The organism is Massilia sp. SYSU DXS3249 (assembly GCF_053668055.1).
The window spans coordinates 142,029-157,088 of record NZ_JBSIPX010000005.1 but is presented as its reverse complement, the minus strand read 5'-3'; the positions used below and the strand labels follow the sequence as shown (position 1 = coordinate 157,088).

The following is a 15,060-nucleotide window of genomic DNA, read 5'->3' as shown; positions in this document are numbered from 1 at the left end:
GAACGTAGGGTGGACGGCTCCGCCGTCCACGCGTCGATAGTAAGCGCAAGATCAGTCGTGCGGTAATTCAGGGGTACGACCGCGTGGGCACAAGTGCCCACCCTACGAAAAGCAGCACCAGCAGCACCAGCAGCACCAGCATGAAGCAGTTCGAACACCAGCACTCCAACAAAAACCAGGGATGCACATGATCGAGACTCTCCAGCACCTGCCGCCGGCCGCCGATTCGCACGGCACGCTCGCGGCGCAGTTCACGGACCTTGCCCCGCCCTTGACCAGCAGGCAGGCGGCCATCGAAGCGGCGCGCTGCCTCTACTGTTACGACGCCCCCTGCATGCGCGCCTGCCCGACCGGCATCGACGTCGCCAGCTTCATCCGCAACATCCACGACCAGAACATCAACGGCGCCGCCGTCAAGATCCTCGGGCAGAACATCTTCGGGGGCAGCTGCGCGCGCGTCTGCCCGACCGAGATCCTGTGCGAGGACGCCTGCGTGCGCAACAACGAGGCCGAGCGCGAGCCCGTGAAGATCGGCCTGCTGCAGCGCCACGCGGTCGACAACGCGCGCTTCGCCGGCCACCCGTTTCAACGTGCGCCGTCGACCGGGAAAACCATCGCCGTGGTCGGCGCCGGTCCCGCCGGCCTGTCCTGCGCCCACCGCCTCGCCATGCTCGGGCACGACGTCGTCGTCTTCGAAGCACGGCCGAAAGCGGGCGGGCTGAACGAATACGGCATCGCCAAATACAAGCTGCCCGGCGAGTTCGCCCAGCAGGAGGTCGACTTCCTGCTGTCCATTGGCGGCATCGACATCCAGTACGGCCAGGCGCTCGGGGAGAACCTCCAGCTGCGCGACCTGCACGCGCGCTTCGATGCGGTCTTCCTCGGCCTCGGCCTGGGCGCCAGCCGCCGCCTGGGCCTGACCGGCGAAGACGCGCCGGGCCTGATGGCAGCCACCGATTACATCGCCGCGCTGCGCCAGGCCAGCGACCTGTCGACCCTGCCGGTGCCGCGGCGCGCCGTCGTCATCGGCGCGGGCAATACCGCGATCGACATGGCGGTGCAGATCAAGCGCCTCGGCGCCGACGAAGTCACGCTGGCCTATCGCCGCGGCTATGACGCCATGAGCGCGACCGGCCACGAAATCGAGATCGCCAAGCTCAACGGCGTGCGCATCCGCACCTGGGCTTCGCCGCTGGACGTGCTGCGGGACGAGCTGGGACGCGTGGCCGGCATGCGCTTCGAGGAGACCCGCATGGACGATGGCCGCCTGGCCCGCACCGGCGCCTTCATCGACATCGCGGCCGACGCCGTGTTCAAGGCCATCGGCCAGGCGATGGCGGAGCCGCCGGCCGCCGACGACCTCGCCCAAAGCCTGTGGCAGGGCGGCGAACGGATCGCGGTCGACGCGGCGCTGCGCACCCGGGTGCCGGGCATCTATGCGGGCGGCGACTGCGTCGCGCCCGGCCAGGACCTGACGGTGCAGGCGGTCCAGCACGGCAAACTGGCCGCCATGGCCATCCATAATGACTTTGCAGCGGAGGCAGCATGGCCGACCTGAGCATCGAATTTTGCGGCATCCGATCGCCGAATCCGTTCTGGCTGGCCTCGGCCCCCCCGACCGACAAGGCGTATAACGTCGTGCGGGCTTTCGAAGCCGGCTGGGGCGGCGTGGTGTGGAAGACGCTGGGCGAAGATCCGCCGGCGGTCAACGTCTCGTCACGCTACTCGGCCCACTACGGCAAGAATCGCGAAGTCATCGGCTTCAACAACATCGAGCTGATCACCGACCGCAGCCTCGAGATCAACCTGCGCGAAATCACGGCCGTCAAACAGGCCTGGCCCGACCGCGCGATGATCGTCTCGCTGATGCTGCCCTGCGAAGAGGCACCGTGGGCGGCGATCCTGCCGCTGGTGGAGGCGACCGGCGCCGACGGCATCGAACTCAATTTCGGCTGCCCGCACGGCATGCCCGAGCGCGGCATGGGCGCGGCGGTCGGGCAGGTGCCGGAGTACGTGCAAATGGTCACCGCCTGGTGCAAGAAGCACACGCGCCTGCCCGTCATCGTCAAGCTGACGCCGAACATCACCGACGTGCGCGCACCGGCCCGCGCCGCGCTGGCCGGCGGGGCGGACGCCGTCTCGCTGATCAACACGGTCAATTCCATCACCCACCTCGACCTCGACCGCATGGTCGCCTTCCCGGTCGTCGGCGGCGCCAGCACCCATGGCGGCTACTGCGGCTCGGCCGTGAAACCGATCGCGCTGAACATGGTGGCCGAGATCGCGCGCGATCCCGTCACCGCCGGCCTGCCGATTTCCGGCATCGGCGGCATCGGCAACTGGCGCGATGCGGCCGAGTTCATCGCGCTTGGCGCCGGCTCGGTGCAGGTGTGCACGGCGGCGATGCTGCACGGTTTTCGCATCGTCGACGAAATGAAGGACGGCCTGTCGCGCTGGATGGACGAGAAGGGCTACGCGAACATCGCCGCGTTCTCGCGCAAGGCCGTGCCGAACACGACCGACTGGAAGTACCTCGACATGAACTTCCAGGCGATCGCCCACATCGACCAGGACAAGTGCATCGCCTGCGGCAAGTGCTTCATCGCCTGCGAGGACACCTCGCACCAGGCCATCGCCCAGCTGATCGGCGACAAGGGCGGCCGCCGCTACGAGGTGATCGAGGGCGAATGCGTCGGCTGCAACCTGTGCGAAATCACCTGTCCGGTCGAGGGCTGCATCACGATGGTGGCGCAGGAGACGGGCAAGCCCTATATGAACTGGACCCAGGACCCGCGCAATCCGCGCGCGGAGCCGGTGCAGGCAAGGGCGGTGGCCGAGCCGGTGGCGGGCGCCGGGCAGGCCGTGCCGGCCGAGCTGCCGGTATAAGGCTCGATGTCGGTTCGTACCCCGGGCGCGGGAACGCTTCCGCCCGCGCCCGTCAGTACGTTTGCGCTACACTCGGTTGCACTGCAACCCGATTGAAAAGGCCCTACCGTGACGGAACACCACACTGCCAGCCCCGAACTCTGGAACGACGACCTGGCGCCCACCAGCGCCGCGCAGCGCACCTGGCGCTGGTACCACTTCGGCGCCCTCTGGGTGGGGATGGTCATCAGCATCCCGGCCTACATGCTCGCCGCCAGCCTGATCGAAAGCGGCATGTCGGCCTGGCAGGCGGTGCTCACCGTGTTCCTCGCGAACGTGATCGTGCTGCTGCCGATGCTCCTGATCGGGCACGCCGGCACCAAATACGGCATTCCCTACGCCGTGCTGGCGCGCGCCTCCTTCGGCACCCGCGGCGCGCGCCTGCCGGCCCTGATGCGCGCCGTCGTGGCCTGCGGCTGGTACGGCATCCAGACCTGGTTTGGCGGCAGCATGATCTACACGCTGCTCGGCGTGCTGCTGGGCGCCCCGATCGGCGGCGACAACCTGCCGGGCCTGGGCATCAACGGCGGCCAGCTGGCCTGCTTCGTGGGCTTCTGGGCGATCCAGATGTACTTCATCGTGCACGGCATGGAATCGATCCGCAAGCTCGAGACCTATACCGCGCCCCTGAAGATCGCGATCTGCTTCCTGCTGCTCTGGTGGGTCTACGACAAGGTCGGCGGCTTCGGCCCGCTGCTCGACCAGCCTTCGCAATTCGTCGCCGGCGGCCCCAAGGCCGGCCTGTTCTGGAGCGTGTTCTGGCCTTCGCTGACCGCCATGATCGGCTACTGGGCCACGCTGGCGCTGAACATCCCCGACTTCACCCGTTTCGCCAAATCCCAGCGCGACCAGGTCATCGGCCAGACGCTCGGCCTGCCCCTGCCCATGGCCCTGCTCGCGGCGCTGGCGGTCACCGTCACCTCGGCCACCATCGTCCTGTACGGCAAGGCGCTGTGGGACCCGGTCGACCTGGCCAGCCGCATGACGGGCGTGGCCGTGCTGGTGGCGCTGCTGATCCTGCTGATCGACACCGCCAGCGTCAACCTGGCCGCCAACCTGGTCGGGCCGGCCTACGATTTCTCCGCGCTGTCGCCCAAGCGCATCTCCTACCGCACCGGCGGCTACATCACGGCGGGCATCGCACTGGCGATGATGCCGTGGAAGATCCTCGAGACGACGCAGAACTACATCTTCATCTGGCTGACCGGGTATTCGGCGCTGCTCGGGCCGATCGCCGGCATCATGATCATCGACTACTACTTCATCCGCAAGACCCGGCTCGACGTCGGCCAGCTGTACCGCGACGAAGGCATGTACACCTACCGCGGCGGCTGGAACGTCGCCGCGCTGGTCGCCTTCGCGGCCGGCGTGCTGCCCAACATCCCCGGCTTCCTGAACGCCGCGTTGCCCGCGTCCTTCCCGGACGTCGGCCCGGCCTTCAAGACGATCTATACCTATGCCTGGTTCGTCGGCGTCGTCATCGCGGCCATCGTGTATGGCGTGATGATGCGGGGCCGCACGGTGCCGGCGCGGGGGGCGGTGAACGGCACCGCGAATAACTATCCAATGTAAAACTCAAAAGGGGAGTCCATGACGACGATCATCCGTGGCGGCACCATCGTGAACGCCGACCGCGCCTTCCGCGGCGACGTGCTCTGTTACGGCGACAAGATCGTCGCCGTCGGCGAGAACCTGGAGGCGCCGGCGAACGCCGTCGTCATCGACGCCGGCGGGCAGTACGTGATGCCGGGCGGGATCGACACCCATACGCACATGCAGCTGCCCTTCATGGGCACCGTCACCGCGGACGATTTCTATACCGGCACGGCGGCGGGCCTGGCGGGCGGCACGACGACCATCATGGATTTCGTGATTCCCGATCCGCAGCAGTCGCTGCTCGAGGCCTACCAGACCTGGCGCGGCTGGGTGCGGAAATCGGCGGGCGACTACACCTTCCACGTGGCCGTCACCTGGTGGGCCGATTCGGTGCATGCCGAGATGGGCACCCTGGTGCGCGAGCATGGCGTGAACAGTTTCAAGCACTTCATGGCGTACAAGAACGCGATCATGGCCGACGACGAGACGCTGGTCAAAAGCTTCAGCCGCGCGCTGGAGCTGGGCGCGATCCCGACCGTGCACGCCGAGAACGGCGAACTGGTCTACCAGCTGCAGCAGGACCTGCTCCGGCGCGGCGTGCGCGGCGCAAAGGCCCATCCGCTGTCGCGCCCGCCCGAAGTAGAGGCGGAAGCGGCCAACCGCGCGATCGCGATCGCCAACGTGCTCGGTACCCCGGTCTACATCGTCCACGTGTCCTGCGCCGAGTCGCTCGATGCGATTGCGCGCGCCCGCGCCCGCGGCCAGCGCGTGTATGGCGAAGCGCTCGCCGGGCACCTGGTCATCGACGACAGCGTGTATGCGAGCGAGGACGAGGATTTCGCGCGCGGCCACGTCATGAGCCCGCCGTTTCGCAGCAGCCACCACCAGCAGGCGCTGTGGCAGGGCCTGCGCGGCGGGAACCTGCACACCACCGCGACCGACCACTGCACCTTCTGCGCCGAGCAGAAGGCGGCCGGCAAGGACGACTTCACGCGCATCCCGAACGGCTGCGGCGGCGTCGAGGAACGGATGGCGGTGGTCTGGGACGCCGGCGTCAACTCCGGCACCCTGACGCCGTCCGAATTCGTGCGCGTCACCTCGACCAACGCCGCCCAGATCTTCAACATGTACCCGAGGAAGGGCGTGATCGCCGTCGGCGCCGACGCCGACATCGTCGTCTGGGACCCGAACGGCTCGCGCACGATTTCAAGCAAAACCCAGTTCGCGAAAGGCGGCTTCAACGTCTTCGAGGGCCGCACCGTGCGCGGCATCCCGACGCACACGGTCGCCGCCGGCAAGCTCGTCTTCGAACGCGGCGACCTGCGTGCCGAAGAGGGCGCTGGCCGCCACATCGACCGGCCTGCGTTCGTGTAACCCGTAGGGTGGGCGGGTCTCCCGCCCACGCGTTCAACCAGCTTCAGAACAGCCGTGCAGCAACGCTTGCCTGCCGCCTGTACAAGAACGGTCAAAAACAAGCGCTCACCGGAGAATAGAACATGCCCGACACCCTGCGCATCAACGGCCAACGCCTGTGGAACTCCCTGATGGAACTCGCCCAGATCGGCGCCACCGACAAAGGCGGCGTCAAGCGCCTCACCCTGACCGACCTCGACCGCCAGGGCCGCGACCTGGTGGTGTGCTGGGCAAAGGAGGCCGGCATGTCGGTCACGGTCGACAAGATCGGCAACGTCTTCATGCGCCGCCCCGGCCGCGACAACGCCTTGCCGCCGATCGTCACCGGCAGCCACATCGACACCCAGCCCACCGGCGGCAAGTTCGACGGCAACTACGGCGTACTGGCCGGCCTGGAAGTGGTGCGCACCCTGAACGACCACGGCATCGAGACCGAGGCCCCAGTCGAAGTCGCGTTCTGGACCAACGAGGAGGGCTCGCGCTTCGTGCCGGTGATGATGGGTTCGGGCGTGTTCTGCGGCGCCTTCAGCCTCGAGACCGCGTATGCGGCCAAGGACGTCGACGGCAAGACCGTGCGCGAAGAGCTGGAACGCATCGGCTACCTCGGCGAGGAAGAGCCCGGCCGCCATCCGATCGGCGCCTATTTCGAGGCCCACATCGAGCAGGGACCGGTGCTGGAAGACGCCGGCAAGGTGATCGGCGTGGTGCCGGCGGTGATGGGCCTGTCCTGGTACGACTGCATCGTGACCGGCATGGAAGCCCACGCCGGCCCGACGCCGATGGGCCTGCGCCGCGACGCGCTGCAGGTGGCCACCACCATCATGCAGGAGACGGTGGCGATCGCGAACCGCTATCCGCCGTACGGGCGCGGCACGGTCGGCATGGTGCAGGTCTTCCCCAACAGCCGCAACGTCATCCCCGGCCAGGTCAAGTTCAGCATCGACCTGCGTAACGTCAGCGATGACCTGCTGAACACGATGCACGAGGAGATGCTGGCCTTTGTCGCGAAGACGCGGAGCGAGACGGGCTTGGGGATAGCGATCGAACGTGTCTCCTATTATCCGCCATGCCCCTTCCATCCGGACTGCGTGAACGCCGTGCGCGCGGCCACCGACAAGCTGGGCTACTCGACGATGGACGTCGTCTCCGGCGCCGGCCACGACGCCATCTACACGGCGCGGGTGGCGCCCTCGGGCATGATCTTCGTGCCCTGCAAGGACGGCATCAGCCACAACGAGATCGAGGATGCGCAACCGGCCCACCTGGAGGCCGGCTGCAATGTGCTGCTGCATGCGATGCTGGAGCGGGCAGGCGTGGCGGACTAAGCTTCCCGGCCGGGGGATCGCTTGTGTTCGCGCCTGAACAATGAGTGGGGGCAAACGCGGCTAGAATGGCGCCATGCCGAGCAAATCTCCCACCTATCCCGGCCCGCTGACCGCGCGCGGCGCCGTGCTGGCCGTGCTGCTGTCGAACGAAGACCAGACCGGCGCCGAGCCGCTGCGCGGCCGCGTCACCCTGGCCGCCATCGTGCGCACGCTGAAACGCAAATACAACTGGCCGATCGAAACGAGCAGCTTCCCGTCGAACGCCGTGGACGGACGCGCCACCTGGGCGACCGTGTACAGCCTGCCGCCGGCGGTGATCGAGCGCGCCCTCGAGCGCGGAGGGCGCGACTGGCTCAGGAGCCGGGCTGCGGCGCGCCGCCAGCCGTCGCCCGAGCTCGATTGATCGCGGGCTGTCCCGGGCAGCGTTGTTGGCGACGGAGCGGCCACTGCTGACGGCGGACGCGTAGTGCGGCGCGAAGGACATGCGGCCTGGCCGAATGCGTGTCGGCCGATAAAGCGGTCGCCGCGGCCGCAGTGATCCGAAAAGAGAGATCGCATGAACCGCAGTCCTGCCTCCAGTCCTGCCCCCAGTCCGGCCATCACGCTGGCCCTTACTGCTGCCGCCATGCTGGCGTTTGCAGCGAATTCCCTCCTGTGCCGGCTGGCCCTGCAGCGCGGCGGAATCGACCCGGCCAGCTTCGGCGCCGTGCGCGTGCTGGCCGGCGCGCTGGCGCTGGCGCTGATCGTCCGCCTGCGCCGAGGAGAACGGCCTGCCGTGCGAAGCGACTGGTGGGCGGCGGCGATGCTGTTCGCCTATGTCGCCTTCTTCTCCTTCGCCTACGTCAGCCTGCCGGCCGGCACCGGCGCGCTGGTGCTGTTCGGCGCCGTCCAGCTGACCATGTTCGGCGTGGCGCTGCGCGCCGGCGAGCGCTTTCCGCTGCCGGGATGGATCGGGCTGGCCCTGGCCTTCGCCGGCCTCGTCTACCTCGTGCTGCCGGGTGTCGCCGCGCCGCCCCTGGCCGGCACGCTGTTGATGGCGCTGGCCGGCGTCGCCTGGGGCGTGTATTCGCTGCGCGGACGCGGATCGAGCGATCCGCTGGGAGCCACCGCCATCAATTTTCTGTGCGCCGCGCCGCTGGCCGTGGCGCTCTGGCTGCCGTTCGCCGGCGTGGCCCATGCCGACGCGACGGGCATCCTGCTTGCCGTCGTTTCCGGTGCGCTGACCTCGGGCGTCGGCTACGCGCTCTGGTATGCGGCGCTGCGTGGCCTGGGCGCGATGCGGGCGGCGACCGTGCAGCTGTCGGTCCCGCCGCTGGCCGCGCTCGGCGCGGTGTTGTGGCTGGGGGAGGCGCTGACACTGCGGCTGGTGGTGGCCTCCGTCGCGATTTTAGGCGGCATCGCCATGGTGCTGCGCTACCGCGCTACGCCGGCGCCGAAGCGCTGATCGAGGTTGATGGCCCAATGCCAGTCAATCAAGCGCGTTTGGGTGAGCCAGCCGGGTGCAGGTGTGCAGGGGTTCCAAAACGCGTGGAGTCAGGACTCCACCCTACGAATCGCGGTACACGTAGGGTGGAGTCCTGACTCCACGCGTTCAACCGGCGGTGACCTGTCGCGATGTTTTAAGGTTCCTTGAACGCGTGCGCGGCGCCAACGCAGCGGGTCAATATACGCCCGGGTACAGGCGCCCGGTGACCCCGTGATTGAGACCACGGGCCTCAATCACCCCTACATCCCTTCGGCAGCCATCTCAGCCCAGGACTTTCTCCATGAAGACCGAAGGAATCTCCAGCCCCGAACGATGCGGATACAGCTCCTCGCGCAAGGCAACGAAGCCGGCGCGCTCGTAAAAGGGAACGGCATTCAGGGACGCCGACAGGAACAACCGTTCAATGCCTCCCGCCCTGGCGTTCCCTTCCAGCGCGTCCAGCAGAACCCGGCCGATGCCCCGTCCCTGCTGACGCGGATCGACAAAGGCCGCGTCGACTTCGCCGGTCAATGGATCGAGCACGGCATAGCCGAGGATGACTTCCTCTTCGACGGCCACCAGCCCGCCGCCATGGCTGATGTGCCGTTCCAGTGCCGGCGGTGCACTCGACGCCAGCCAGGCGGCGAGGACCTGCGGCGTGTAGTGGCCGGCGCAGCTGTGCGCGACCGCGCGCGTCCTCAACTCCCACAAGAGCGCGATGTCGTCCGGCACAGCCTGGCGTAATGCAATCATGGCGCTCCCACGGTGCGCGGCGCCGGCATTCAGCCCAGGCTGCGCAGGAAATCGAGCAGCACCTGCGCCGCCAGTTCGGCGTCGTCGGCGGTCATGGTCTCCAGTGGATTGTGGCTGATGCCGCCGTTGCCGCAGCGGGTGAACAGCATCGCCACCTCGGTGAGCTGCGCCATCTGCATCGCGTCGTGGCCGGCGCCGGAGAGCAGGTCGAAGCGCGGTACGCCCTGGCGCTCGACCGCCGCCCCGAGCAGGTCCATCAGGCGCGGCGAGCAGGGCGCCGCTTCGGCTTCCACGATCTTCCACAGCTTTTCCTCGATGCCGCGCCGCGCGCAAATCTGCTTGACTCCGGCCAGGATGTCGTCCACGGCCGCCAGGCGCACGGCATCGCTGGCCGCGCGGATGTCGAGCGAGAGCGTGCAGGCGCCGGGGATCACGTTCACCGATCCGCCCGGCACCTGGAGCTGGCCCACGGTGCCGACCAGCGACGGGACGCCGCTGCAGCGCTCCTCGACCAGCAGCACGATCTCGGCGGCGGCGGCGGCGGCATCGCGCCGCATGCCCATCGGCGTGGTGCCGGCATGGCTGGCGACGCCCGCCAGCTCGACCAGGTAGCGCGAGCTGCCTGCGATCGCCGTCACGACCCCGACCGGCAAGCCGCGTTCGAGCAGCACCGGTCCCTGCTCGATGTGGACCTCGACGAAGCCGAGCAGGTCCTCGGGCCGGCGCGCCAGCGCAGCGATCGCCGCCGGGTCATGGCCGGCTTCCTCGAGGGCCGCGCGCATCGATATGCCGTCGCCGTCCACTGCGTCCAGCAGCGCCGGGTCGAAGCCGCCGGTGATCGCGCTGCTGCCGAGGAAAGTGCTGCGGAATCGCACGCCTTCCTCTTCCGCGAAGCCGACTACCTCCAGATGGAAGGGCAGGCGCTCGCCGCGCGCATGCAGCTGGGCGACGACCGCGACCGGCAGCAGGATGCCGAGCCGGCCGTCGTACTTGCCGCCGTTGCGCACGGTGTCGTAATGCGAGCCCGTCATCAGCGTTTTCGCGTCCGGATCGGCCGCCGCATAGCGCCCGACCACGTTGCCGACCGCGTCGATGTGGGCCTCCATGCCGGCGTCAGTCATCCAGCTGGCGATCTGCTGCGCCGTGCGGCGGTGCGCCGGCGTCAGGTAGGCGCAGGTAAGGCCGGAGTCCGCATCGCTCCAGGCGCCGATGGCCTCGCACCAGTCCATCACCTGCGCGCCGAGCGCCGGCGTGATGCCGAGCAGGGCGTTGAGGCGGATCTCGGCGATGCGATGCACCTGGCGCAGGGCCTCGGCCAGCTCGTCGGTTCTCGCGTTCTTGAGCCGCCGCGCAAAGGTCTCGATGATGGCGCCGCGCGTGAGGCCGCGCCCGGTCGGCCCTTTGACGGCCAGGATGAAGGGGAAGCCGAACTTCGCGTTGTAGTCGGCATTGAGTTGGTGCAGGCAAGCGTATTCCTCGGGGCTGCACAGGTTCAGGCCCGAGGCGGCCTGCTCTCCGGTCGATTCCGCAGTCAGTTCGCCGGCGATCGCCGCCTTGCCGGCCAGCTCGGGGTGGGCGCGCAGGAGCGCCAGGCGTTCGTCCTCGCCGGCCTCGTCGACCGCTGCCTGCAGCGCGAGCTTGAGCGCGGCGACGCTGGCGAAAGGACGCATGCCGGCGGCCCGTTCGGGAATCCAGGGCGAATGCTCGTAAATGCCGTTCAGCGCCGCGACGAAGGCGGCGGGTTCAAGCGTGTTCAGGCTGGCAAGCGTGGTCATGATCAAACGTCCCTGGTTTAGCGTTCGATGATAGCTCCTGCAGGGCGCCGCCGGTATATGCCCGGCCCCATGCATCCCTTCAGCAGATGGATATAGTTACTTCACCAGCGCCCGCGCAGCCTGGCTGACCTGGTCGCGCAGCCACTTGTGTTCCGGCGACCCGTGCACGCGCTGGTGCCAGAGCTGGTAGAAGCGCATCGGCGGAAACTTCAGCGGCATCGTGAAGGTTTTCAGAGGCAGCGTCTTTTCATAGAAGCGCATGAACTGGCGGCCGGTGGTGAGCACCAGGTCGGTCTGGGTCAGCATGTAGGGGATCAGCCCGAAATAGGGCGACTCGACCGCGATCTTGCGCTGCATCCCCTGGCGCGCGAGGAAGGAATCGACCACGCCGTGGTAGCCCGGCAGGGTCTGCGAGGGCGCCACGTGGGGCAGGGCGAGATAGTCTTCGATGGTCATGGCCTCGCTGTCGGTCCTGCGCGCATACGGGCTGTCGGCGCGCATGGTGCACACGATCGGGTCCTCGAACAGTTTCGAGATGTGCAGGTGGGCGGGCGGCTCGTCCCAGTTGGCGATCACCAGGTCCATGTCGCCGTCGGAGAGCATGCGCAGGTAGTCGGCGCCGGCGCCCATGCCGTGGATCGCGACCCGGCTGTTGGGCGAGCCGCGGCGCACGGCGGCCACCACGTTGGGGAGGAACTGGGTGTCGAGGTAGTCCGGGGCGGCGATGTGGAAGGTGCGCGCCGCTTCCTCGGGCACGAAGGGCGACTTCTTGACGAACAGGCTCTCGGTCTCGTCGAGGATGCGCTTGGCGGGTTTCAGCAGGCTCTCGCCGTGCTGGGTCGGCACCATGCCGCGCGCGCCGCGCACCAGCAGCGGGTCGCCGGTCAGCTCGCGCAGTTTGCGCAGCGAGGCCGAGATCGAGGGCTGCGGCTGGTTCAGCTTGAGCGCCACGCGCGAGACGTTTTTCTCCACCAGCAGCAGGTAGAGGATGCGGATCAGGTGCAGGTCCAGGTGCTGGGGCAGGGCGGCCATGTCGGTGCGTGCGCGTATGTTTTCATATATCGGAACGGGTATGTCGAATATACGGTATCTTTCATGTTGTACAAAATGAAATCGGTTTATCTTCGATGGAATAATGTGACAAGGACTGTGCATGGACGTGTTCGGATACCTGGCTCCCTACGGCCTCGAATGGCTTAACCTGCTCGTGCGCTGGCTGCACATCATCACCGGCATTGCCTGGATCGGCGCCTCCTTCTATTTCGTCTGGCTCGACAACACGATCAAGCCGCCGCCGCCGGGCTCCGAGCTGGCGAAAAAGGGCGTCGCCGGCGAGCTGTGGGCGGTGCACGGCGGCGGCTTCTACAATCCGCAAAAATACCTGGTGGCCCCGGCCGAACTGCCGAAGGAACTGCACTGGTTCAAATGGGAAGCCTACTCGACCTGGCTGTCGGGCTTCGCGCTGCTCGTCATCGTCTACTACCTGAACGCGCAGGCGATGATGGTCGACCGCAGCGTGCTTGAGCTCTCGAGCTGGCAGGCGGTCGGCATCGGCCTGGGCAGCCTGGTGGCCGGCTGGCTGGTGTACGACCTGCTGTGCAAGTCGCCGCTCGGCAAACACGATCTCGCCTTCGGCCTCGTCGTCTTCGGCCTGCTGGTGGGGGCGGGCTATGTGCTCACCCACCTGCTCAGCGGCCGCGCGGCCTACCTGCACATCGGCGCGATGATCGGCACCATCATGGTCGCCAACGTCGCCCACGTCATCATTCCCGGCCAGCGCAAGATGGTGAACGCGATGATGGCCGGGCAGAAGCCGGACCCCAGCTACGGCATCAAGGCCAAGCAGCGCTCGGTCCACAACAATTACTTCACGCTGCCGGTGCTCTTCCTCATGATCAGCAACCACTATGCGATGACCTACAACCACCGGCATGCCTGGGCGGTGCTGGCCGCGATGATGGCGGCGGGCGTGCTGATCCGCCACTTCTTCAACCTGCGCCACAAGGGCCGTATCGAATGGAAGTACCCGGCCGCGGGCGTGGCCGTGCTGGCCGTGCTGGCGGTGCTGATCGCCCCCAAAGCACCGGTCGCGCCGGCGCCGGGAGTCGATCACATGGCCCAGTTCACCCAAGTACAAGCCATCGTCGACCAGCGCTGCGTGAGCTGCCATGCGGCCCAGCCGACCCAGCCCGGCTTCGCCACCGCGCCGGCCGGCGTGATGCTCGATTCGCCCGAGCAGATCGCCCAGCACGCGGCGCGCATCTACCAGCAGACGGTGCAACTGAAAGCCATGCCGCTGGCGAACCTCACCCACATGACCGACGCCGAACGCGCGCAGGTGGGCGCCTGGTTCGAAGGCGGCGCCAAAACCGGGAAGAACCCATGACGACCCACGCACAACAACAGCTCCTGGACTGGATCGACGCCCACTTCGACGAGGAGGTCGCCTTCCTCCAGCAGGTGGTGCGCATCCCGACCGACACCCCGCCCGGCAACAACGCCCCGCATGCGGAGGCCGTCGCAGGCATGGTCGAGGCCTTCGGCTGGGAAGCCGAGCGTCACGCCGTGCCGCAGCAGGCGGTGCGCGACTACGGCATGGAAAGCATCACCAACCTGATCGTGCGCAGGCCCTATGGCGCCGGCGGGCCGACGGTGGCGCTCAACGCCCACGGCGACGTGGTGCCGCCGGGGGAGGGCTGGACCAAGCCGCCCTATGGCGCCGAAATCGAGGACGGCTTCCTCTACGGGCGCGCCGCGGCGGTCTCGAAAAGCGATTTCGCGACCTACATCTTCGCGGTGCGCGCGCTCGAGGCCCTGCAGGCGCCGCTCAAGGGCGGCGTCGAGCTGCACTTCACCTACGACGAGGAATTCGGCGGCCTGCTCGGGCCGGGCTGGCTGCTGGAACAGAATCTGACCAGGCCGGACATGGTCATCGCGGCCGGCTTCAGCTACGGCATCGTCACCGCCCACAACGCCTGCCTGCAGCTGGAAGTGACGGTGCACGGCAAGGCCGGCCACGGCGCCATGCCCGAGACCGCACACGACGCCCTGCAGGCGGCCACGCGCATCCTGAACGCGATCTACGGCCAGCTGCCGGAGCTCAAGAAGATCAAGTCGCGGGTGCCTGGCATCGACTCGCCGACGATGCTGGTCGGGCGCATCGACGGCGGCACCAACACCAATGTCGTGCCGGGCAAGGTGGTGCTCAAGATGGACCGGCGCATGATCCCGGAAGAAGACCCGGTGGCGGTCGAAGCGGGGGTGCGTGACCTGATCGAAGAGGCGGCGGCCGGCCTGCCCGGCATCCGCGTCGAGATCCGGCGCCTGCTGCTGTCGCAGGCCCTGCGCCCGCTGCCCGGCTCGGACAGGCTGGCGGCCAGCCTGCAGCGGCATGCGAAAACGGTGCTGGGCGAGGACATCCCGGCGATCGGGACGCCGCTCTACGCGGACGCGCGCCTGTATGGCGAACACGGCATCCCGGCCGTAATGTACGGCGCCGGGCCGCGCACGGTGCCGGAGTCGAATGCGAAGAAGGCGGATGAGCGGCTGGCGCTGGAGGATTTGAGGAGGGCGACCAAGGTGGTGGCGCTGACCTTGCTGGAGCTACTGTCGGCGTAAACCCTGTCGAGAACCGTAGGGTGGGCGGCTATACCCGGCGGAGGGCATCTACGCTGCTCGGATGCCGCCCACGCGTTCAACCGGCCGGGGATCTTCCGCGGATGATCCGCTGTTCGTTGAACGCGTGGGCGGCGTATGCGCAGCGTGAACGCTCACCGTCGGGTATAGCCGCACACCCTACGTCCTGCTG

Annotated in this window: 12 protein-coding genes; 9 read left to right on the top strand and 3 right to left on the bottom strand. The window is 67.9% G+C overall.

The annotated features are described in order from the left end of the window. The first annotated feature begins 187 nt into the window (after positions 1–187). The 7 genes from ACWCIA_RS08380 to ACWCIA_RS08350 all read left to right on the top strand — a co-directional run bounded on the left by ACWCIA_RS08380 (position 188) and on the right by ACWCIA_RS08350 (position 8,703). The gene (locus ACWCIA_RS08380; protein WP_454162284.1) at positions 188–1,558 is read left to right on the top strand and encodes an NAD(P)-dependent oxidoreductase; all 1,371 of its coding nucleotides are present in this window, start codon (positions 188–190) and stop codon (positions 1,556–1,558) included. Further along, positions 1,546–2,886, top strand: coding sequence for an NAD-dependent dihydropyrimidine dehydrogenase subunit PreA (preA, locus tag ACWCIA_RS08375; protein ID WP_454162282.1), 1,341 nt, complete (start codon positions 1,546–1,548; stop codon positions 2,884–2,886). The genes ACWCIA_RS08380 and preA overlap by 13 nt, the downstream gene beginning before the upstream one ends. Before the next feature lie 108 nt (positions 2,887–2,994). After that, positions 2,995–4,497, top strand: a complete 1,503-nt coding sequence (locus tag ACWCIA_RS08370) for an NCS1 family nucleobase:cation symporter-1 (RefSeq protein ID WP_454162280.1) — start codon at positions 2,995–2,997, stop codon at positions 4,495–4,497. Between the two features lie 18 nt (positions 4,498–4,515). Next, a complete protein-coding gene (gene hydA / locus ACWCIA_RS08365; RefSeq protein WP_454162278.1) occupies positions 4,516–5,895 on the top strand; it encodes a dihydropyrimidinase in 1,380 nt (459 codons plus the stop codon). Between the two features lie 122 nt (positions 5,896–6,017). Next, complete coding sequence (locus ACWCIA_RS08360) at positions 6,018–7,259, top strand: Zn-dependent hydrolase (protein WP_454162276.1); 1,242 nt, start codon at positions 6,018–6,020, stop codon at positions 7,257–7,259. 73 nt (positions 7,260–7,332) lie between these two features. Beyond that, entirely contained in the window at positions 7,333–7,662 is a 330-nt protein-coding gene (locus tag ACWCIA_RS08355; protein ID WP_454162274.1) for a hypothetical protein, read from the top strand. A 153-nt stretch (positions 7,663–7,815) separates the two neighbouring features. Then, a complete protein-coding gene (locus tag ACWCIA_RS08350) occupies positions 7,816–8,703 on the top strand; it encodes a DMT family transporter (RefSeq protein WP_454162272.1) in 888 nt (295 codons plus the stop codon). Between the two features lie 303 nt (positions 8,704–9,006). On the opposite strand, the gene ACWCIA_RS08345 is transcribed toward ACWCIA_RS08350, so the two are convergent. From ACWCIA_RS08345 to ACWCIA_RS08335, 3 genes are all read right to left on the bottom strand, one after another. After that, positions 9,007–9,477 (bottom strand): GNAT family N-acetyltransferase, encoded by a 471-nt coding sequence (locus ACWCIA_RS08345; protein WP_454162270.1) that lies wholly within the window; start codon positions 9,475–9,477, stop codon positions 9,007–9,009. A 29-nt stretch (positions 9,478–9,506) separates the two neighbouring features. Next, complete coding sequence (locus ACWCIA_RS08340) at positions 9,507–11,252, bottom strand: allantoate amidohydrolase (protein ID WP_454162268.1); 1,746 nt, start codon at positions 11,250–11,252, stop codon at positions 9,507–9,509. 96 nt (positions 11,253–11,348) lie between these two features. Continuing rightward, positions 11,349–12,284 carry a LysR substrate-binding domain-containing protein gene (locus ACWCIA_RS08335; protein WP_454162267.1) on the bottom strand — a complete coding sequence of 312 codons (936 nt, stop codon included), beginning with the start codon at positions 12,282–12,284 and terminating at the stop codon, positions 11,349–11,351. A gap of 121 nt (positions 12,285–12,405) precedes the next feature. Here ACWCIA_RS08335 and ACWCIA_RS08330 point away from each other — a divergent pair, with 121 nt between their 5' ends. Then, a complete protein-coding gene (locus tag ACWCIA_RS08330) occupies positions 12,406–13,638 on the top strand; it encodes a urate hydroxylase PuuD (RefSeq protein ID WP_454162265.1) in 1,233 nt (410 codons plus the stop codon). Next, on the top strand, positions 13,635–14,870 hold the full coding sequence (locus ACWCIA_RS08325; RefSeq protein WP_454162264.1) for a M20/M25/M40 family metallo-hydrolase: 1,236 nt from the start codon (positions 13,635–13,637) through the stop codon (positions 14,868–14,870). The genes ACWCIA_RS08330 and ACWCIA_RS08325 overlap by 4 nt, the downstream gene beginning before the upstream one ends. Positions 14,871–15,060: the final 190 nt, after the last annotated feature.

Bases quoted from the DNA above. Each gene is read 5' to 3' on its own strand.
- ACWCIA_RS08380 (WP_454162284.1), top strand. From the start codon at position 188: ATGATCGAGACTCTCCAGCACCTGCCGCCGGCCGCCGATTCGCACGGC.
- preA (WP_454162282.1), top strand. From the start codon at position 1,546: ATGGCCGACCTGAGCATCGAATTTTGCGGCATCCGATCGCCGAATCCG.
- hydA (WP_454162278.1), top strand. From the start codon at position 4,516: ATGACGACGATCATCCGTGGCGGCACCATCGTGAACGCCGACCGCGCC.
- ACWCIA_RS08360 (WP_454162276.1), top strand. From the start codon at position 6,018: ATGCCCGACACCCTGCGCATCAACGGCCAACGCCTGTGGAACTCCCTG.
- ACWCIA_RS08355 (WP_454162274.1), top strand. From the start codon at position 7,333: ATGCCGAGCAAATCTCCCACCTATCCCGGCCCGCTGACCGCGCGCGGC.
- ACWCIA_RS08350 (WP_454162272.1), top strand. From the start codon at position 7,816: ATGAACCGCAGTCCTGCCTCCAGTCCTGCCCCCAGTCCGGCCATCACG.
- ACWCIA_RS08345 (WP_454162270.1), bottom strand. From the start codon at position 9,477: ATGATTGCATTACGCCAGGCTGTGCCGGACGACATCGCGCTCTTGTGG.
- ACWCIA_RS08340 (WP_454162268.1), bottom strand. From the start codon at position 11,252: ATGACCACGCTTGCCAGCCTGAACACGCTTGAACCCGCCGCCTTCGTC.
- ACWCIA_RS08335 (WP_454162267.1), bottom strand. From the start codon at position 12,284: ATGGCCGCCCTGCCCCAGCACCTGGACCTGCACCTGATCCGCATCCTC.
- ACWCIA_RS08330 (WP_454162265.1), top strand. From the start codon at position 12,406: ATGGACGTGTTCGGATACCTGGCTCCCTACGGCCTCGAATGGCTTAAC.
- ACWCIA_RS08325 (WP_454162264.1), top strand. From the start codon at position 13,635: ATGACGACCCACGCACAACAACAGCTCCTGGACTGGATCGACGCCCAC.